A 19676-nucleotide genomic window follows, 5' to 3' on the forward strand; every position below is an offset into this window, starting at 1 on the left:
CCCAGCGACATTCTGCGGCGACGGCGGGCGCCGCATTCGGTGCGGCGGCGACTCTGCATCCGGTCCCGCGGGGCCCGTGCCGCCCGGCGCCTCAGTCGTCGGGCTCACCCGCACCATCGGTGCAGGGATTGCCGGGTTCCGGCGCCTGTGGACCACCGGCGAACAGAGCCAGGAACTGGGGAATGCGGGGATCGCTCGCCGATGCCACCCTCAGCTGCCGTCCCCACGCGGTGAGGATCACCTGATCGTCGGGATCGTCGTAGGGGCTCAGGATGATGTAACGCTCCCGGCCGATGTACGCCGCCTGGACGGTGTGTTCGAGCTCGTGCACGTCGGCGACGGGGAGGCTCGGCGGATACGTGACCCAGGCGGCTCCGTGCTCCATGGAATGCACCGCCAGCTCCGGGGGGACCGGGATCGAGTACACGCCGCAGTTGGCCCACACCGGGGCGTGATCGCCGCCTGCCGGCGGCCGCAGCGGGTAGTCCACAGGAGTGGTCACGTGGTTGCGGGAGGCGATGGCGTACTCCTGGGTGCCCTCGGGACCCTTCGGGACCTCGACGTGGTGCTCGCCCCAGCCGTTCAGGACCCCCAGGACGGCGGTCAGGATGCAGGCGGCCCCGAGCAGGGAGACGAACCAGAGCACGCCCGGACGGCTGTCCCGAGGGCGCACCGGAGCGCTAGGACTGAGGGACTTGCTCATAGACCGCTCTTCGCTCGCTCACCGCTCGTTCGACGGCCGCGGCCAGGGCCGGGTACCGAGCCGCGACGTCCTGGTAGTCCGACAGGTGCAGGACGGTGACCCGGAGAGCCTGCTCCGCCGTCACCGTGGCCGTCCTCTGCGTCACTCCGGCCAGCACCAGCTCGCCGAACACGTCGCCCGGGCCGAGGGACCGAATCCTTCTCGCGAACGGGGCCGCCCCGATCGTGACCTTCGCCACGCCCTCCTCCACGATGTAGACGGCGTCCGCGCGTTCGCCCTCGCGCACGACGACCTCACCGGCCGGGCGGGTCTCCCGGTGCGTGCGGCTCGCCAGCGCGTCGAGCGCCTCGGCGGGCGCGTTCTCGAACAGTGCGATCTGAGCGACCGGTCTTCCCTCGCGCCTCGCTCCGTCGCGGCCGGCAGCCATCCGGGCATACCATCCGCCGGCCGCGAGGAGATCCTGGGGCCGCCCCTGCTCCGTGATGCGGCCGTCGCGCAGGACGACGATGTGATCCGCTCGCGCGACCGTGTGGAGCTGGTGGGTGACCGTCACGGTGGTCCGCCCGGCTCGGGCGGCGGCGAGCGTCTCGAGCACCTCGTCGGCGACATCGCGGTCGAGGGCGCTCGTCGGCTCGTCGAGGAGCAGCAGTGCAGGGTCGCCGAGCAGCGCCCTGGCGATGCCGACGCGCTGCCGCTGGCCGCCGGAGATCCGCGCCGCGCGCTCGCCCATGAGGGTGTCCAGGCCTTCGGGGAGCGACGCGACGAATTCGGAGAGCTTGGCCGCTTCCACCGCGGAGGAGATCTGGGCGTCCGTCACCCCCGTGCGCCCGAGCACGATGTTCTCTCGCAGGGTGGCGTCGAACAGGAACGTGTCCTGCGAGACCAGGCCCACCCGCTCCCGCAGCTGGTTCACGGCGACGTCGCGCAGATCGACCCCGTCCATCGTGATCGTGCCGGCGGTGGGGTCGTAGAAGCGCATGAGGAGCGCCAGCAGGGTGCTCTTGCCCGATCCGGAGGGTCCGAGGATGGCGGTGTGGCTGCCCGCGGGGATGGACAGCGTGAGGGAGTCGAGCACCTCGCCGCCCGGCGCGTACCCGAACGAGACGTCCTGGAACTCGAGAGAGGCGTTCAGCGGGGGAACCGGCACCGGGTTCTCCGGGTCGCTGACCGAGACCGGCTCATCGAGGAGCTCCGAGATGCGCTGGAGCGCGCCCGACGACGTCTGCATCGTCTCAACCAGATTGGCGAGGTCGGTCACGGGTGAGATCACGGTCGGCAGCAGACCCAGGATGGCGACGAGGGTGCCCAGGGTCATCGACCCGGTGATGACCAGATATCCGCCGTAGCCCAGCACGACCAGCAGCGGCAGGCTCGTCACGAGCATGACGGCGGAGTCGAGAACGCCGCTGTAGATCGACATCCGCATGCTCGTCTTGAACATGGCGTCGACCCGGGAGGCGTAGCCCCGCAGGGCGTACGCGCCGGCTCCGTAGGCCTTGAGCACCGATTGACCGGCGACCGACTCCTGGAGGGTTCCCATCGCCGTGCCCATGGCGGTCTGCTGCCGCAGGCTGGCGTCCCTCAGCCGAGCGCTCATGGCACGGTATGCCGCCGCGAGGAGCGGCACCGTCACCAGGACGACGAGACCGAACTGACTGTTCAGAACGAGTATCGCGACCGTGGCGGCGACGAAATTGAGGATTGCGGGGACCGGGACCACCGCGAGCTGGCCGATTGCCTGCTGGCCGGTTCGCAGATCGTTGGACATTCGGGAGAGGAGGTCGCCGACCGAGGTGCGGGAGTGGAACTCGTGGGAAAGGCGCTGGATGTGGGAGAACATCCGGGTCTGCAATCCGAAGAATATGCGGAGGTCCAGCAGAGATGTGACATATGCCGTGCGCAGTGCGAGCAGCGACCGATAGACGAAGAGCGCAGCGAGCACGGTGACGAACAGCAGAAGCAGATTGATATCGCGCTGCGGAAGAATGGTGTCGATCAGATACTTGGTGGTCAGTGGCATGACGACGGTCAATGCCACGCCGATGAGGACATAGGTGAGAAGTTCCGCCACCCGCCAGCGGTAATCGCTCACCGAAGGCTTCATGTGCGGCCAGAGCCGCTGCAGCGGCCGGCGCAGGTCCGTGCGACCGCCCGGGTCGTTGGACCACTCCTTGACGAGCTGCGCCAGCGGCCGCCCGAAGACGGCGATCGCCGCCTCATCCCGCCGATCGTTCGCCGCAAGCCGCAGGTAGCGGCCCAGGCTCGGGCGGCCATGCTCCTTCATCAGTGAGTCGACGAAGCAGGTGGCAGCCGCATACGCCTCGAGGGTCAGCTCGTGCTGTTCGCTGCCGAACGCCTGGCCGAGGTTCGCCGACAGCGGCCGACCTGACTCCTCCGCCGCCTGCCGGAGGCCGGTCATCAGATCCTCGACCGAGGGTCCCGTGCCCGTCATCGCGGCGACGACGCCGCTCAGGCCGACGGAGACGATCGGCTCCGCATCGCCGAACATCCGCGTGATGAGCTCGACGGTCAGGGTGAGCGGAAGCGGCGGCGCATCCCCCTCCGGCCCGACCATCCGGACGACGGCCGCGTCCGCGGCCTGCGTGCCGACGTTGAGGTCGATGGACATGAAGGGCACCAGCAGGATCGAGACCTTCTCCCCCCGCAGATCCGCGTCAAGGAGCGTGCAGCACGCCGTCGCTATCGCCTGCGCGGACCGGCGTTCGGCTTCGATCCGTTCGCGCAGGCGAGGATCCCCCGCGGAACGCACCTCGATGACCGGGGCCTGGGCCGCCATGTCACTTCCCCCCTGAACGCAAGGAGGGCGGCCCGGAAGCCGCCCTCCTCGACTGCATGATCAGTACCAGACCCAGCAGCGGTAGTGCGTCCAGAAGGTGCCGAAGTTGGCGGCCAAGTAGCCGCCGCCCGGCTTGCCCGCGTTGCTGGCGGTGTTGTTGCACATGTTCCGGTAGAAGGTGTAGACCGAGCCGTTCGTCGGGGCTCCGATGTCCCATTTGAAGACCCAGACGTGGCCCTGCACGTCGTCGTCGTCCTCCGGGGCCGCGGCGGCCGTCATCAGCGAGTCGACCAGCTTCCTGTCCTCGTCGTCCTGCAGTCCGTCGCGCAGCTCCATGATCGAGTCGGCCACGCGCTTGGCGGCCTCGTCGTCAGGCGCAGCGGCGCCGGCGTCGTCAGTGAGGGCTGCCGGCGCGTCGCCGGCCGCCTCCGCTTCCGCCCGCTGCACCATGTCCTGGGGCAGGGTCTCCCGGAGACCCTGACGCAGCAGCCCAGCGAAGAGGTCCTGCTCCTCCTCGGTGAAATCCTTCTGGATCCCATCGAGCTGGTTCAGCACCCGCTCCAATCTGTCTGTGTCGAGTTGTGTAGACATGACTTCTCCTATCTGACCGTCATTGGACGACCGTTATGTGGGCCTCGGCCCGGGTTTCGCATTCTCAGATGCGCGATCGCTCGTGCGACCGTATGCAGATTCAGATGTACGCCGATGCGGTACATGCCTGTGTTCGGACCCCGACACTCGGTCCGTTCGCTTGCCGACAATCTCCTTTGACAGTCGTGCGCTACCATCCTTCGGGCGGAATTCGGAGTCGAAACGTGGGGACAGTCAAGTCCTCTGCGCTTCACGCCGCAATAGGCTCTTTTTCCGCTCTCATCTGGGGGTATTTCCGAGCGCGACTGCCAGTGCCATCCACGCGTCGGCTCAGGCGAGCTCCTCGATAAGGGCCAGCAGTGCAGGGATCGGGGAGGCCGCTGCGGGAAGCACCTGCACGCAGACGTGGTCGGCGCCGGCATCGAGGTGGGCCCGGACCGCCGCGGCCACGGCGTGCGCGTCGCCGTGGGCGACGATCGCGTCGACGAGTCGGTCGCTCCCGCCCTCGGCGATGTCCTCCTCGGTGAAGCCGGCGCGCCTCATGTTGCCGGTGTAGTTGCTCATCGCCAGGTAGCTCGCGAGGAAGGCCCGGGCCGTGTCCCGCGCCGAGTCGGCATCGGGATCCAGCACCACGGTCAGCTCGGGCGCGACCAGGGAGTCGACGCCCAGCGCGGAGCGCGCGTCGCGCGTCTGCTCCGGAATGGTCAGGTAGGGGTGGGTTCCCGCGCTGCGCTCGGCCGCCATCGCGAGCATGCGAGGGCCGAGGGCGGACAGCACGCGCTTCTCGACCGGCACCCCGCACTCGTCGAGGATGTCCAGATACCCGGCCATGGCGTCGAGCGGCCGGACCCGTTCCGGTGTCGCTTCTCGATGGCCGGAGCCGATGCCGAGCAGGATGCGGCCGGGATGGCGGCCGGAGATCCGGTGATAGGAGGCCGCCAGCTCGCGCGGGTCCGACTTCCAGATGTTCACGATCCCCGTTGCGACCACGATGGACCGAGTGGAATCGAGCAGCACCTCCGCCGGCCGGAGGTCCGAGCCGGGAGAGCCGCCCTGCCAGATGGCGCCGTAGCCGAGCTGTTCGACGGCGCGTGCCAGGTCGGCGTCGACGTGGCCGACCCCCCGCCACACACCGACTGCACCCAATCGCTCCCGCCAGCCCATGGCCGACCTCCCGTTCTCCGTCTGCCGACGCCGACGCCCGGTCCGCACGAGCAGACCGGGCGTCGGGTCATGCGCCTACTTGGTGAAGCCGACCTTCGTCCAGTCAGCCGAGAGGAACGTGGCCGTGCCGAAGTTCGCCAGGTCGCCGTCCGTCGCATACTTCTCGACGTAGGGCGCGATCGGAACCATCGGCACGAAGCCGGCGATCACGTGGTTGATCTTCTTCGCGATCTCCAGGCGCTTCGCGGGATCGAGCTCCGAGTTGGCCTGGGTCCAGAGGTCACCGAGCGACTCGTCCGTGGTGAACGAGTAGTTCTGGCCCTCGTCCGGCTTCGCCGGGTCGCCCGCCGGGTAGAAGAGCGACTCGGAGGACGAGATCGGGAAGAGGGTGCCAGACCAGCCGAACGTCACCATCTGGAACTTGCCGGAGGAGATGTCGGTGAAGTAGTCGCCCGCCGGGACGGTGTCGATCGTCACGGCGATGTCGATCGCGGCCAGGGAGGCCTGAACCTGCTCGGCGCGCGCCTCGTTGGACGCGGTGCCGTCCGGAACGACGACCGACAGGCTCAGGTCCTTGCCGTCCTTCGTCCACTTCTTCGCCGACGTGTCGTGGCTCCAGCCCGACTTCTCCAGGAGCTTCGCGGCGCCCTTCAGGTCGAAGCCGAGGTCCTCCGCGACGACATCCTCGTAGCCGGTCTGGCCGGGCATGAAGATGTAGTTCCCGTCGGTCGTGGGCTCCGCGTCCATTCCCGCGTACATGACCGCCGCGATCGCCTCGCGGTCGATCGACTTCGCGATCGCCTTGCGGACGTTGAGGTCATCGAGCGGCGCCGCCGTCGCGTTCAGGGTGACGTGCGCATAGGTGAGTCCGCCGGAGGTCTGGATCACCGCACCCTTCTTCGCCTGGGCGATCGACAGCTGATCGGGCGTGACGATCTCGACGGCGTCGAGCGTGTCGTCTGCGAAGGCGTTCGCCTGAGCCGTCTGGTCGTCGATCAGGGTGATCGTGATCTTGTCGAGCTTGGGGGCGTCGCCCCACCAGTCCGGGTTGGGAACGAGGGTGTAGACGCCGGACTCCGCGTCCATCGTGTCGAACTTGTAGGGTCCGACCGAGGGCACGGGCTTGTCCACGTAACCCTTGTTGAACGTCTCGGGGTCGCTCGAGATCGACGCCGGGATCGGCGGCTGGAGGAACATGGCCGGCCAGTCGGCATAGGCCTTGCCGAACGTGACGGTGAACTCGGTGTCCGACACGACGTCGAACGCCGAGACCTCCTCGTAGCCGGCCGACGAGGCCAGCTCGAAGGCGGGGTCCTTGCCCGAGAGCGCCGCGAAGAGCGACTTGTAGTCTGCGGCGGTGATCGGGGCGCCGCCCTCGAACTTCGCGTCCGGGTTGAGCTTGACGGTGACGACCTGGGGGTCCTGGCTCGTGAGCTCGATGGACTCGGCGAAGTTCGGGTCGGGCTTCCAGTTGCCTTCGGCGTCGGAGATCGCGGGCTGGCCGAGCGTCGGCGCGAGGAAGTTGAGCACCTCGACGTCCGCCGTGTTCGCCTGCGCGGTGTTCCAGTTGCCGACATCGTTCGGGCCGTAGCCCGCCGAGATGTTCAGCGTGCCGCCCTGAGCGACGTCGGCGTAGGCGACATCCGTGTAGCCGACGAGCGGAAGGCTCGCGGCCGGGGCGGAGCTCGATGCTGCGGGCGTCGGCGTCGAGCACCCGGCGAGGAGGACTGCACCCACGCCGAACATCGCGATACCGGCGAGCGCTGTGCTCTTGCGGATCATGTGATCTTCTTTCTCTTGGGTTCTCCGTCCGGCTGGACGGAAGTCTTGGAATCAGGCGACGACGAGCGGATTCCGATCGACATGGTGACAGGCGACCCGTGCATCGCCGTGGGGCTCGAGTTCGGGGTCGACCCCATCGCACAGTGCGCGGGCATCGGCGTCGAGAATCCGGTAGAGCGGGCATCGGGTCCTGAAGCGGCACCCGTCGATCCGCTGCGCCGGGCTCGGCAGGTCGCCCTCCAGGACGATCCGCTCGCGGGTGCGCTCGATGGCCGGGTCCGGAATCGGGGCGGCGGACATCAGAGCCTGCGTGTACGGATGGCGGGGCGTGCCGAACACCTCGGCGATCGGACCCTGCTCGATGATCCGCCCCAGGTACATCACGCCCACCTCGTCGGCGATCTGCCGCACGATCGCGAGGTCGTGCGCCACGAACACCATCGCGAGGCCGAGTTCGACCTTGAGGTCCTCGAGCAGGTTGATGATGCCCGCCTGCACCGAGACGTCGAGAGCGGACACCGGCTCGTCGAGGACGAGGATCTTCGGCCGGGTCGCGAGACCGCGCGCGATGCCGATGCGCTGACGCTGGCCGCCCGAGAACTCGTGCGGATAGCGCTCGGCCATCCCGCGGTCGAGGCCGACCAGCTCCAAGAGCTCGGCGACGCGCGCGTCGCGGTCCGCCCTCGGCATCCGCTGCGCGAGGAGCGGCTCGGCGATGACGTCGCCGACCGGCAGACGCGGATCCACCGCCGCGGCCGCATCCTGGAAGACCATCTGGATGTCGGCGCGAAGCGTCCGGCGCTCGACCCGACCGAGGGTGGCGACATCGGTCCCTTCGACTCGGATCTCGCCCTCCTGCGGCTTGGCGAGCTCCATGACCTCGAGGACCGTCGTCGTCTTGCCGCAGCCGGACTCGCCCACGAGCGCGAAGGTGCGCCCCGGCGCGACCTCGAACGAGACACCGTCCACGGCACGAACGGTGCCGACCGGACGCCGGAGCAATCCGCCCCCGAGGAGCGGGAAGTGCCGCTTGAGCCCCCGAACGCTGAGGACCGGCTCCGCACCGCGCGGCACGCGCGCGGAGGCGGGGATCGCGTCCGCGACGGGGAACACCTCGGCCCGCCCGATCTTGCCGGAGGCGATCTCGTCGGCACGATGACACGCGGCGGGGTGCGCCGCCGCCCCTGCCGCGGTCGGCGGAACGAGCGGCGGCTCGACCTGCCTGCACACCTCGATGGCCAGCGGGCAGCGATCGGCGAACGGACAGCCTCTCGGAAGCGCGCCGAGCGACGGCGGGCGGCCGGCGAGCGAGACGAGCCGCTCCGAGCCTGCTGTACGGATGTTCGGCACGGAACGGAGGAGGCCGATCGTGTACGGCATGGTCGGCGCGTGGAACACCTCGGTCGCGGTGCCGAGCTCGACGAGCCTGCCCGCATACATGACGCCGACCCGGTCCGCGTGCCCCGCGATGACACCGAGGTCGTGCGTGATGAGGGAGACGGCGGCGCCGGTGATCGCCCGTGCCTTCTCGAGCACCTCGAGGATCTGAGCCTGGATGGTGACGTCGAGGGCCGTGGTGGGCTCGTCCGCGATGATGAGGCGCGGGTTGTTGGCGATCGCCATGGCGATCATCACCCGCTGGCGCATGCCGCCCGAGAATTCGTGCGGGAACGAGGACGCGCGCCGCACCGGATCCGGGATGCCGACGATGCGGAGCAGATCGACCGCCCGAGCCGTTGCCGCCTGTCTGCTCACGGCGCGGTCGTGGATCCGCACCGCCTCGGCGATCTGGTCGCCGACCGTGTAGACGGGCGTGAGCGCGGAGAGCGGGTCCTGGAAGACGATCGCGATGTCGTGGCCGCGGATCCCGGACAGCTGCCGGTCGTCGAGCTCGAGGAGGTCGCGTCCGCCGAAGCGGATCTCGCCGGAGAGCCTCGCGTTGTCCGGCAGCAGGCCCATGATCGCGAGCGAGGACACCGATTTCCCGGACCCCGATTCCCCGACGATGCCGAAGAACTCGCCCTCGGCGATGTCGTAGCTCACCCCGCGGACGGCGTGAACGTCCCCGGAGCGGTTGGGAAACGTCACGCTGAGGTTGCGGACCGACAGGAGCGGCTCAGCCACGGTTGGCTCCTGACGTGGGGTCGATCGCGTCGCGCAGCGCATCTCCGAGGAGATTGAGGGAGAAGAGGATCGCGACGAGGGTGAATCCGGGGAACATGAACAGCCAGGGCCGAGTGGTGGCCGACGAGCTGCCGTCGAAGATGAGCCCACCCAGCGAGACGGCGGGCGGCTGGATGCCGAAGCCGAAGATCGACAGCGTCGTCTCGGCGAGGATCACCCCGCCGATGCCGAGGGCCGCATCGACGATGAGCAGGGAGGCCACGTTCGGGATGATGTGGCGGCGCACGACCGTGAACGGCGGGAATCCCATGAAGCGCGCGGCGCGCACGTAGTCCCGCTCCCGGAGCGCGCGGGTCTGCGCGCGGATGACCTGTGAGGTGATCATCCAGCCGGTCAGACCGAAGAACAGCGCGATGATCCAGTACGACGAGCCCCGGAAGAAGGGGTAGCAGATGATGAGGATGAAGAACGTCGGGATGACGAGCAGAAGGTTGACCATCCAGGTGATGATCGCGTCGCCCGCCCCGCCGATGTAGCCGGCGAAGGCACCGATGACGGCGGCGAGTGCCGTCGCGAGCAGCCCACCGATGAAGCCCACGGTGAGTGAGATGCCGAGGCCGCTCATGACCTGGGCATACACGTCGTGTCCGAGCTCGTCCGTGCCGAACCAGTGCCCGGCCATCGGAGGCGCCAGCAGCCAGTCGGTGTCCTGGTCCACCGAGCGCCACGGCCAGAGGAAGGGTCCGGCGATCGCCCACACGATGAGCACGGCGAGGAGCGACGCTCCGACCCAGAATCGGGCGTTGGTCCGCAGGGTGCGCCAGATGATCGCGGCGCGCGATCCGTGACGTCCGGGAGGGGTCTGGGGCGTCGGGCCCTCCACCGGCTCGCCCTGGGCGAGCACCAGTTCTGACATCATCGGCGGACCCTCGGATCGAGTGCGGCGTTCAGGATCTCGGAGAGAGTCGACGAGCAGAGGATCAGCACCGCGACGAAGAACGTCGACCCGGCGATCGAGTTGACGTCTTCCTTCTGGATGGAGATGACCGACAGCTCCCCCATGCCGTGCCAGCTGAAGACGATCTCGAGGATCGTCGCGCCGGTGACGAGCAGACCGAAGCTGTAGGCGAAGTAGGTCGACATGGGGATGAGCGCGACCCGCACCCCGTGGCGGACCAGGGCGCGACCTCGCTTGAGACCCTTCGCGCGCGCAGTGCGGATGTAGTCCGACCCGAGCACATCGAGCATCGCGCTGCGCTGGTACCGGCTGTAGCTCGCCGCCGCGCCGAGCGTGAGGACCAGCGTCGGGAGGATGATGTGCGTCAGCCGGTCCCACAGCTGGGGGAAGAACCCGGCCGGCTGGTCGGCGCTGTACGGTCCGACGAACGCGAGCAGGTGGAACCCGAGCACGTTGTTCACGAAGATCGCGATGAGCATCAGGACGTAGGCGAGAACGTACGTCGGCATCGCGATGAGGAAGTACGACCCGTAGGTGACGAACTGGTCGCTCGCCCGATACTGCCGCACGGCCCCCCACACGCCGAGGATCACACCGAGGACGGCGCCGAGGATCGAGCCGACGATCAGGAGCTGGAGGCTCACTCCAGCTCGAGAGAACAGTGCATCAGCGACAGGATGATTGTTGACGCCGATGCCGAAGTCGCCGTGCAGGGTGCCCAGGAACCAGGTGGCGGTGCGCTCGATCAGCGGCACTTGAGGGTTCACGCCCCAGGAGTCGAGGAGCGAGTCGATCGTCGATTGCGGCGGCCTCGGGTGACGCTGCTCGAGCGGGAATGCCGGATTCATGGTCGCGCTCGCGAGCATGTAGGCACCGCAGGAGGCGATGACGGTCAGGATCACGTAGTTGATGACCCGACGAACGATGTAGAGAATCACGGGCCCGTTCGGAGGCGACTCTGGTGGGTGTCTCAATCCGGCGGGCGCCGGACGATGGCATTCACATTAGGGGCGCTCATGAAGCTGTTTTGGGGGCGCGCCGCACTATTCCTAGTGCTTACCTGCCGGAAACGAAAGTAGGCAGTGTAAGCGCCACAATCAGACACGCGGTTCCGACGGCGGGGATTGTCAGACTCCACCACGCCGTTCTGCGCCGGATCGGAGCCGATCCTCCGCTCGCGGCACTGCGATTCAGGAACTGTCGGAGGTCGGCGGCGACCTCGACTCCGCGTGCGCTGCGCCCCGAGGCCGGACTTCCCCAGGCAGTGATGCTGCGCCCGTCGTCGAGCACGATCACGTACTGGAGTCGGGATTCGACGTCCTCGACGCGCGACCACGGGACCGTCCACGTCCGGAGCGCATTCACCACGTCGAGCTCGTCCTCCCGGATGCGGATCGACGGGCGCCACAGCACCAGCCAGAGCACCCAGAGCACGACCGCGACGGTCCCGCCCCAGCGCAGACCGGGGACCAGACCGACCCGGGCCGCATCGAACGCGGCGTACCCGCCGATCAGGACCGCCAGCCAGAAGGCGACGCCCGCGGACGCCGGCCGCAGCGTGCGCCCCCGGCGAGAGCCGCCGGACGCCGGAGTCTCCGTGGGAAGTGGCGGGCGCGGGCTGGTCATCCTGACACGATACGAGCCAGGACTGCGCTCTTCGGCCGCACCGGCCGCTGGTGCGCCTTCGGCAGTGGCAGACAAGCGGCCGCCGACTGTTTGCCGGCTGCCGCTGAGAGGGATGTGCTCTCTTCCGTCACCGCTCGGCGTCGTAGACCCGAGGGCTCTCCGCAGCCGACGCTGCCCTCTGGGGGGAAGTCCTGCTGGGCTGCGCGCACAGGATCGCGAGAACGATCAGCCCGGCCAGCGGGAGCAGGGCCCAGAAGACGTGCCCCCACAGAGAGCCGGCGTCGGTCAGTCGGCGCACCGTCACCGCGAGCGTCGGAAGCAGCACGATGATCATCCACACCGCGGACAGGGACGGCCCTGATGAGAAGGCGCCTTCCAGCATGCTGAACCGCCACAGGGGTACGGCGTTGAGGCCGGCATCGACCAGTGCGGTGAAGAGGATCCACCACCAGAACTCGCTGCGCCGAGCGGTCCCGCGGAAGTCCGCATACTTCGCGAACACGGTCCGGATCGAATCGAAGAACGACATCTGCTTCTCCTTCTCCTTCCCGTCATTCTCGAGATCGACCCACCCCGGATTCGGGGCGGTGGTCACCGTCCGGTCAGCTCCTCCGAGGCCGGACCACGGCGACCGGGCACGGCGGGCGCGACAGGATCTCACGGCTGATCGAGCCCACGAAGAAGCGGTCCGAGACGGTGAGCCCGTGCGAGCCGACGACGAGGAGCTCCGCTCCGACGGACTCTCGCGCCAGCGTTCCGGCCGCGTCCCCCTCGACCAGGACGCCCCGGATGTCGAGATCCAGGTTCTCGGAGCGGAGCGAGTCCACCACGCCGGCGAGCACCGCATCATGGCTGTGCGCGATGTCCGGCGTAGAGCGGGCCAGCATGACCAGCGGGCTCAGCATCGACGGGATCTGCCAGCTGTGCACGACTCGCAGCTCCCGGTGGAGCACTCGGGCCTCGTGAACCGCGAACCGAAGGGCGGGCGCATCGTGGTCGTCGCCCTGGATCCCCACCACGACGGCGCCGTGGCCGGGCTTCCAGCTCTTGGGCACGACGACCGCGGGGCACCGCGCGCTCTCGGCGAGCTTCACGGGAAAGGTGCTGGCCATCATGCCCGCGAGGCGCCCGGAACGGTTCGTGCCCACCACGATCAGGTCGGCATGCTCCGAGGCCTGCTCGAACCGCTCGCGAGGGTTCCCCCAGGTCACAACCGTCTGCACGCGGGCCGAGGGGGCGGTCCGCTGGAGATGCTCCTTGACCTCGTTCAGCATCTTCTCGGCGGCTTCGCCGTAGTCGGCGCCGCCCGCCTCCGCGGCCAGCCAGTCCAGTTCGACGACCATGTCGATCTCGACGTTCAGCCGGTGCATCTTCGCGCGATGGGCGACCCACCGCTGCGCGCCGCCGCCGGCCGGTCCGCCGTCGGTGACGAGGATCACGTGCTCGACGATCGGGTCTGCCGGGTGCTCTTCGAGAGCAGCAGCAGGGCGCCCGTTCCGCTCAGTGGTGAGGTTGCTCATCGCTTCTTCTCCAGTCGTGTTCTCGTGCCGTCCGCCGGCGCGGAGCCGGGAACGGCTCGGAAGTCAGCATCCCGCCGCCGTGTCTGCGGTGTCAGGGCCGAAGGTCCTCCGCCGTTCGCGCCCGCACTCGCGAAGTGCGGGAATCGCCTCCCGCTGCGGGAATGGCGTCGAGCGGCCCTCCTGCAGGGTCAGGCCGGACAGGTGCAGAGTCCCCACGCCGACGAATAGTCGGTGAGGGCCAGCAGGCTTGGCTCGACTGTCCCTGTCGCAGCCCGCCCACCTGCAGAGTCGAAGGTGCCCACCAGCGAGCGCGAGATCGCGGCCCGCCCGCCGTCGCTCGGCAGGATCGCGCCGGACACGTTGGCCGATTCGTCGCTGAGGAGCCAGGTGATGCGTGGGCGAGCTGATCGAGGCGCTCCTGACCACATCGGTAGCGACGCTCGTTCGCCCTCACCGACCGGCCGGATCACAGTTGCCTTGCCGATGCCGGAGCCTGCGTTCCGGTGCTGATCCGACTCTTCTGCGGACGGGCTGCGCCAGCAGTGCCTGAAGTCCCGGCGGCTGCGGGAGCCGCCCAGAAGGAGGAGGCCGAGGGATGCGGGACTCGCCGCTCATCGTGAACCGGGTCGCCAGCTTCTAGACCAGGTTCATGAATACAAAGATCGACTGGTTGCCCAAGTCGGTGAGGAAGTGCGAAAGGACCGGCCATCGCAGACTGCGGGTCCTGAGATAGAGCAGGCTCCAGACGACGGAGATCACGACGAGGATAGCGATGAAGGGCAGAAGCGCTAACGGCTGCGCAGGATCGACGGCCATTGTGCGAGAGAAGACACCGAGCACCAATGGATGGACCGCGACAAAGAGGATGCTTGAGTAGGCGACCCCCGCGACCCGGGGAAGGTGGCTCAACTCGTCCAAGAGAAACCCTCGCCAGAAGACCTCTTCGCAGAGGGAATTGATCACCGCGAAGGCGAGCCACATGCCCACGAGGGGCAGCGACGTCATCACATGAATGTTGGGGACCAGGAGGATCGGGAACGCCACGAGTCCGAGGATCACGGCGAGGAGGAACCACCACCGGCTGCCTTCCGGCTTCCGGAACCACGTTCTCAGTCTCGAGATTCCCCCGGACACAGTTCCGATGAGGATGAGGGATCCCCAGTACACCAGGAAGACACCGACCCAGGCCCAGTCCCCGAAGAGGCCGGTGAAGAGTTGAGCGGAGAAGTGGCCGAGGACGACCACCAGCACCGGCGATGCACGGATCAGACCCTTGCGGTGGGTCGCGAGACGAGGAGGATGAGCGCGGGCCAGAAGTAGCTGTCGAACGGGAAGTTCCTGATCACCGACAGCGGCGTTCCCACGGAGTGCCCTTCCGTGCTGACGGACGATGCGGGAGCCCAGGGCTTGGTGGTCACGCTTCACAGATTGGGCCTGCTGCGGGCTGGTCAGTAGTGCCGAACGTCCCGCTCGCGCGCGCGCACAGGGTGCAGGATTCAGTGCATGGTGATCGCTGCGAGACGTCGGGCAGGGCGAGCGCCGAAACCGACATCGCCGCACACCAAGAACGCCGAGGGCAGCGCGTACGTCGAGGCAGTCCGGGCGGTCCGGGAGGGCGAGCTCGACGCGGATGACGCCGCGGAGCAGCTGATCGACCGGATGACCGAGAAGGAGATCCTCGGACTGCTCGACGGCGACTCCCCCAGGCTGCTGCTGCCGCTCATCCCGGTGCTGCTCCATCGGCGACCGTTCGTGGCCGGGGCCGTCCCGCGGCTCGGCGTCCCGGGCATCCGCTTCAGCGACGGTGGGCGCGGCGTCGTGATCGGCGCCTGCACCGCCTTCCCCGTGACGATTGCGCGGGCCGCGACCTGGGATCCGGCACTGGAGGAGCGGGTGGGTGTCGCGATCGGGCTGGAGACCCGGGCACGGGGCGCGAACTACTCCGCCTCCGTCTGCGTGAACCTGCTTCGCCACCCCGCGTGGGGCCGGGCCCAGGAGTGCTACGGGGAGGATCCCGTGCTCACCGGCCTGATGGCATCGGCCATGACCCGAGGCGTGCGGGTGCACGTGATGGCGTGCGTGAAGCACTTCGCGCTCAACTCGATGGAGAACGAGCGCTTCGAGGTGGACGTATCGGTGGACGAGCACGCCCTGCACGAGGTGTATCTGCCGCACTTCAAGGCCGTCGTCGATGCCGGCGCCGACTCCGTGATGAGTGCCTACAACCGGGTGCGGGGCGAGTACATGGACGTCAATCGCGCCCTGCTCACCGACGTGCTGCGGCACGAGTGGGACTTCTCCGGGTTCGTGACCAGCGACTGGGTGTTCGGCATGCACGGCGCCGTCGCCAGCCTCGAGGCGGGGCTGGAGGTCGAGATGCCGCTGCGGCTGCTTCGCGCTCGCGACCTGCCCGCCGCGCTGCGCAGCGGCACCTTGGCCCGCGCGACCGTGCTGCAGGCTGCGCGACGCATCCTGCGCACCTGCGTGCTGCACGCCGCGACCTGCGAGGAGGTGGAACCGACCGCGGCCCTGATCGCCTCCCCGGCGCAGCGGGCGCTCGCCGGCCAGGTCGCCGCGGAGTCGATCGTGCTGCTGAAGAACGAGACGGTCGGCGCGGCGCCGCTGCTGCCGCTGGCTCCGGGCGTCCGGCATCTGGCCGTGATCGGCCGGCTCGCCGCAGAGGCGAACCTCGGCGATCACGGCTCGTCGCGGGTTCGGCCTCCGTCCACGATCTCGCCGCTGCAGGGGCTGCGGAACGCGCTTCCCGGGGTGCGGATCAGGACCGCCTCCGGTCATGACGAGCCGGCTGCGGCCGCGCTGGCCGCCCACGCGGAGATGGCGGTGGTGGTCGTCGGCCTGGACCAGCACGACGAGGGCGAATCGGTCGTCACCGGAGGCGTCGATGTGGGCGTGATCGGTCGGGCCTTCGGCTCGGGTCCCCTCCGTCGGGTGCTCGTCGGTCTCGCGCACCTGGCATCCCGCTTCGTCCGTGGCGGCGACCGCACCTCACTCGACCTGCGCCCCTCCGATGTGCGGCTCATCCGCGCGGTCGTCGCCGCGAATCCTCGGACCGTCGTCGTGCTGATCGGCGGCAGCGCGATCCTCATGGAGGAGTGGCGAGACCGGGTGCCAGCGATCCTCCTTGCCTGGTACGGCGGCATGGAGGGCGGCCGCGCGCTCGCGAGCGTGCTGACCGGCGCTGCGGAGCCCGGCGGACGGCTGCCGTTCGTGCTGCCGAAGGACGCCGCGCACCTGCCGCCGTTCGACAGTGCGGCGAGATCCGTGGTCTACGACGACAAGTGGGGTCAACGCCGGCTCGACGGCGAGGGAAATCTGCCGGCGTTCCCCTTCGGATTCGGCCTGGGCTACACGACCTTCGAGCACCGGCTTCTCGGTCACAGGTTCGACGACACCGGCGGAAGTGCCGACGTGCACGTGACCAACACCGGCGACCGCGAAGGGTCGACCGTCCTGCAGGTCTACGCGGCCGACGTGTCGGCGCAGAGGCCGGTGGCGCAGCTCCTGGGCTTTCAGAAGGTGACCTTGCAGCCCGGCGCGGAGGCTACGGCGCGGGTCGCACTCGATGCTGGGCCGACCCTGCAGCGCGATCCCACCACGCGGCGCTGGTCCCGCCGGGGCGGCGACTGGGCCCTGCTGGCCGCCCAGCACAGCCCGGCCGACTGGGCTGGTGCGGTCCGGCTGCGACTCCCCGAGGACCTGACCGGCGAGGAGACGGTCGCGGACGGCCGGGGCGCCTGAGGTCGTCGCGCCCTCGCGTCATGCGGGCAGAACGGGAAGGGGCGCCGCGAGCCCCTCGACCCGAACGGGCAGCACGTCGTCGCCCCGCAGCAGGGCGCGGAGCAGCCGGCGGGCCTCCCACCGAAGCGTCCCGGGCGCTCTGTCCCGCCGCAGCACCAGATCGCCCTCCGGAGCCCCGTACCGCTTCTGCAGGTCCCCCAACTCCTCGGCCTGCAACAGCGCGAGTGTGCTGCCCGCAGCCGAGTCGACCAGGCGCACCAGCGAGGAGGGCCCCGTCAGATCGGTCGCGACCATGTTCTGCTCGCTCGCGGCGAGGATCGTCCTCTGCGCCGCGCGGGTCACGACCAGCGGACGTGAAGGCCCGTCCAGAAGGCCCGCCAGAACGTCCGCCGCGGCGTCCGGTCGGCCGATCCTCAGCGCCGCCGCCTGCATCCTCTGCAGGCGTCCCGGCTCGGACAGCAGCTGGTCGATCTTCCAGCCGATGGTCGCGGCGGTGTTGCAGCGCACGGCCGCCCCCTGCTCCAGCAGGTAGTCGCCATTGCGGACCTCCTGTCCTGGGATGGGGTTCACCAGCACCATGGGCAGCCCCGCAGCCATGCACTCGGACGCCGACAGCCCGCCGGGCTTGCCCACGAACAGGTCGGCGCGGCGCAGCAGCTGCGGCATCTCCGCACTGAAGCCGAGCACGCGGTAGCGGTCACCGGCGGGCGCCACCAGCTTCTCGATCCGATGCCGCAGGGCGTCGTTGCGACCGCAGACGACCGTGGCGGAGAACGGCGAACGCATGTGCAGCGTCTGCCGCACCACCGACACGGCGTCGTCACCGCCGGCCGCGCCCGCCGAGATCAGCAGCATCGGGGGCTCGCTCGCATCCCGCGCCGTCCCCACATCCTCGTGCGTCGTGATCGGGATGCCCGTCGCCACAACGCGGTCGGCAGGAAGGCCGAGCGCCATCAGCTCCGCCTTCCCCTCCTGCCTGGCCACGAAGAGCGTGTGGAACGCCCCCGTCAGCGACAGCCCCTGGAAGTCGTAGTCCGTGGTGACCACTGCGGTCCTCGCGTCGACCACTCCGCGTAGGAGCAGTGTTGCCACCAGCTGGGCCGGCAGGAAGTGGGTGCACACGATCGCGGTCGGCCGGAATCGCGTGATCGCCCGGATGATCGGGACAGCATTCGCCCGTGTCCACGGGTCGATCGGGCCGCGCCGCCGGAACGGCGGATCGCTCATGTCGTAGCCCCACTCGACAAGCCAGGGCAGGTCCTCGACCAGCACGAAGTAGCCCTTCCCCAGCAGTGCGCGATAGAGCGCGCTGCTGACCTGCAGCACATCGAGCACCTGCACTTCGGCGATGTCGGCGCGCGCGGCGCACGCCTGCTGCACCGCGGCCGCGGCACTGTTGTGCCCGGATCCCACCCCTGCCGACAGGATGAGCACGCGCTCGCCGGCAACGGGGTCCGGGCCTCGTACGGAGATGCCGCGCATGGGGAGAGGCTAGCGGGGGGCCATCCCGACCTCGTTGACGGCCGGGGTGACTCGCGCTATCGTGACTTGTGCAAACCGGTTTGTGAAACGGTCGATATCGGGCGCGATGCCAGCCCGCGTCAGCAGAACTCGAGAGGACTGAACCGGTTTGGAAAACACCCCTCGAGTCACGCTCAACATCCAAGCTGTCGCCGAGGCGGCCGGAGTGAGCAAGACCACCGTCTCGCATGTGCTCTCGGGCAATCGCCCGGTTTCGGCGGCGACCCGGCGCAAGGTCGAAAGGGTCATGGACGACCTGGACTACCGACCCAACTTCTTCGCTCAGGCGCTCAACTCCAACAAGAGCCAGACAGTCGCTCTCATCGCACAAGACATCACCAACCCGTTCTACCCGGCGCTCGCCCGGGGCCTTCAAAGCTCCGTCGCCGAGGCGAACCAAGTCGTGATGCTCTTCGACGCCGGAGCCGGGGCCAGCCTGACGTCCGCCTTCGTCGATGAGGCGATCCAGCGTCGGGTCGATGGCGTCGTCGTGGCAGTCTCGAATGTCGAGGACGAACTGCTCCGCCTGCAGCGGGCGGGCATCGCCGTTGTGGCAGTGGGCTCCGGCCTGAGCGGTCTCCCGATCGACTGGGTCTCGGCGGACGACGAACTCATCGGCACCGACGCCACTCGCCACTTGTTCGAGCGGGGGTACCGCCGTATCGCCACGATCAGCGGCCCCCCCGCCTCCGAACCGGGTGGTGGGCGCCTGGCCGGCTACGTCAAAGCAGTCAACGCCTTCGGCGAGACACCCGACCCTGCCCTGTGCGAAGTTGCCGACTGGACCAGGGAGGGCGGCGAGGCCGCCCTCTACCGGCTACTCGACCAGGACGATCCCCCGCGAGCCGTCTTCTGCGCCAACGACCTGATGGCCATCGGCGCCATGGATGCCGCCCTGGAATCCGGTCTCCGCGTACCACAGGATCTCGCCATCGTCGGCGTGGACGACATCGATGCGGCCGGCCTCGTGCGCCCCGCCCTCTCCACGATCCGGGTTCCTGCCGAGGAGATCGGCCGCGCTGCCGGAGAACTGCTGCTGCACCGGATTGCGGACGGCTCGGCCCGGTCGCACCGGCACGTTCTCGTGCAGCACAAGCTCATCGCCCGCCACTCGGCCTAGGAAGCGCACCC

General features: G+C 69.0%; 16 protein-coding genes. 2 read left to right on the plus strand and 14 right to left on the minus strand.

The annotated features are described in order from the left end of the window. Positions 1–91: 91 nt before the first annotated feature. The 13 genes from JWR33_RS04440 to JWR33_RS04500 form a co-directional block, all read right to left on the minus strand. Entirely contained in the window at positions 92–703 is a 612-nt protein-coding gene (locus JWR33_RS04440; protein ID WP_297409791.1) for a DUF3105 domain-containing protein, read from the minus strand. Next, the gene (locus JWR33_RS04445) at positions 681–3500 is read right to left on the minus strand and encodes an ABC transporter transmembrane domain-containing protein (protein ID WP_297409793.1); all 2820 of its coding nucleotides are present in this window, start codon (positions 3498–3500) and stop codon (positions 681–683) included. The genes JWR33_RS04440 and JWR33_RS04445 overlap by 23 nt, the downstream gene beginning before the upstream one ends. A 60-nt stretch (positions 3501–3560) precedes the next feature. Then, the gene (locus JWR33_RS04450) at positions 3561–4091 is read right to left on the minus strand and encodes a hypothetical protein (RefSeq protein WP_297409795.1); all 531 of its coding nucleotides are present in this window, start codon (positions 4089–4091) and stop codon (positions 3561–3563) included. 330 nt (positions 4092–4421) lie between these two features. Continuing rightward, a complete protein-coding gene (locus JWR33_RS04455) occupies positions 4422–5255 on the minus strand; it encodes a TIGR03620 family F420-dependent LLM class oxidoreductase (RefSeq protein ID WP_297409797.1) in 834 nt (277 codons plus the stop codon). 75 nt (positions 5256–5330) lie between these two features. After that, entirely contained in the window at positions 5331–7037 is a 1707-nt protein-coding gene (locus tag JWR33_RS04460; protein WP_297409799.1) for an ABC transporter family substrate-binding protein, read from the minus strand. Positions 7038–7088: 51 nt separating this feature from the next. Beyond that, a complete protein-coding gene (locus JWR33_RS04465; protein ID WP_297409800.1) occupies positions 7089–9161 on the minus strand; it encodes an ABC transporter ATP-binding protein in 2073 nt (690 codons plus the stop codon). Further along, positions 9154–10080, minus strand: a complete 927-nt coding sequence (locus JWR33_RS04470; RefSeq protein ID WP_297409802.1) for an ABC transporter permease — start codon at positions 10078–10080, stop codon at positions 9154–9156. The genes JWR33_RS04465 and JWR33_RS04470 overlap by 8 nt, the downstream gene beginning before the upstream one ends. Further along, on the minus strand, positions 10077–11057 hold the full coding sequence (locus tag JWR33_RS04475; protein ID WP_297409804.1) for an ABC transporter permease: 981 nt from the start codon (positions 11055–11057) through the stop codon (positions 10077–10079). Before JWR33_RS04475 ends, JWR33_RS04470 begins: the two co-directional genes overlap by 4 nt. Before the next feature lie 118 nt (positions 11058–11175). Beyond that, entirely contained in the window at positions 11176–11745 is a 570-nt protein-coding gene (locus JWR33_RS04480) for a PH domain-containing protein (protein WP_297409806.1), read from the minus strand. Positions 11746–11872: 127 nt separating this feature from the next. Continuing rightward, entirely contained in the window at positions 11873–12274 is a 402-nt protein-coding gene (locus JWR33_RS04485; protein ID WP_297409808.1) for a DUF805 domain-containing protein, read from the minus strand. A gap of 73 nt (positions 12275–12347) precedes the next feature. Then, complete coding sequence (locus JWR33_RS04490; protein ID WP_297409809.1) at positions 12348–13265, minus strand: universal stress protein; 918 nt, start codon at positions 13263–13265, stop codon at positions 12348–12350. 636 nt (positions 13266–13901) lie between these two features. Beyond that, positions 13902–14516, minus strand: a complete 615-nt coding sequence (locus tag JWR33_RS04495; RefSeq protein ID WP_297409810.1) for a CPBP family intramembrane glutamic endopeptidase — start codon at positions 14514–14516, stop codon at positions 13902–13904. A gap of 14 nt (positions 14517–14530) precedes the next feature. Continuing rightward, on the minus strand, positions 14531–14683 hold the full coding sequence (locus JWR33_RS04500) for a hypothetical protein (RefSeq protein WP_297409811.1): 153 nt from the start codon (positions 14681–14683) through the stop codon (positions 14531–14533). Positions 14684–14768: 85 nt separating this feature from the next. Here JWR33_RS04500 and JWR33_RS04505 point away from each other — a divergent pair, with 85 nt between their 5' ends. After that, positions 14769–17024 carry a glycoside hydrolase family 3 C-terminal domain-containing protein gene (locus JWR33_RS04505; protein ID WP_297409812.1) on the plus strand — a complete coding sequence of 752 codons (2256 nt, stop codon included), beginning with the start codon at positions 14769–14771 and terminating at the stop codon, positions 17022–17024. An 18-nt stretch (positions 17025–17042) separates the two neighbouring features. Here the strand turns inward: JWR33_RS04505 and JWR33_RS04510 are convergent, their stop codons facing one another. Continuing rightward, positions 17043–18506 carry a glycosyltransferase gene (locus JWR33_RS04510; protein WP_297409814.1) on the minus strand — a complete coding sequence of 488 codons (1464 nt, stop codon included), beginning with the start codon at positions 18504–18506 and terminating at the stop codon, positions 17043–17045. Between the two features lie 148 nt (positions 18507–18654). On the opposite strand from JWR33_RS04510, the gene JWR33_RS04515 reads away from it, so the two are divergent. Next, positions 18655–19665, plus strand: a complete 1011-nt coding sequence (locus JWR33_RS04515) for a LacI family DNA-binding transcriptional regulator (protein ID WP_297409815.1) — start codon at positions 18655–18657, stop codon at positions 19663–19665. Positions 19666–19676: the final 11 nt, after the last annotated feature.

It is taken from the genome of Naasia sp. (assembly GCF_025465545.1).
Taxonomy (GTDB): domain Bacteria; phylum Actinomycetota; class Actinomycetes; order Actinomycetales; family Microbacteriaceae; genus Naasia.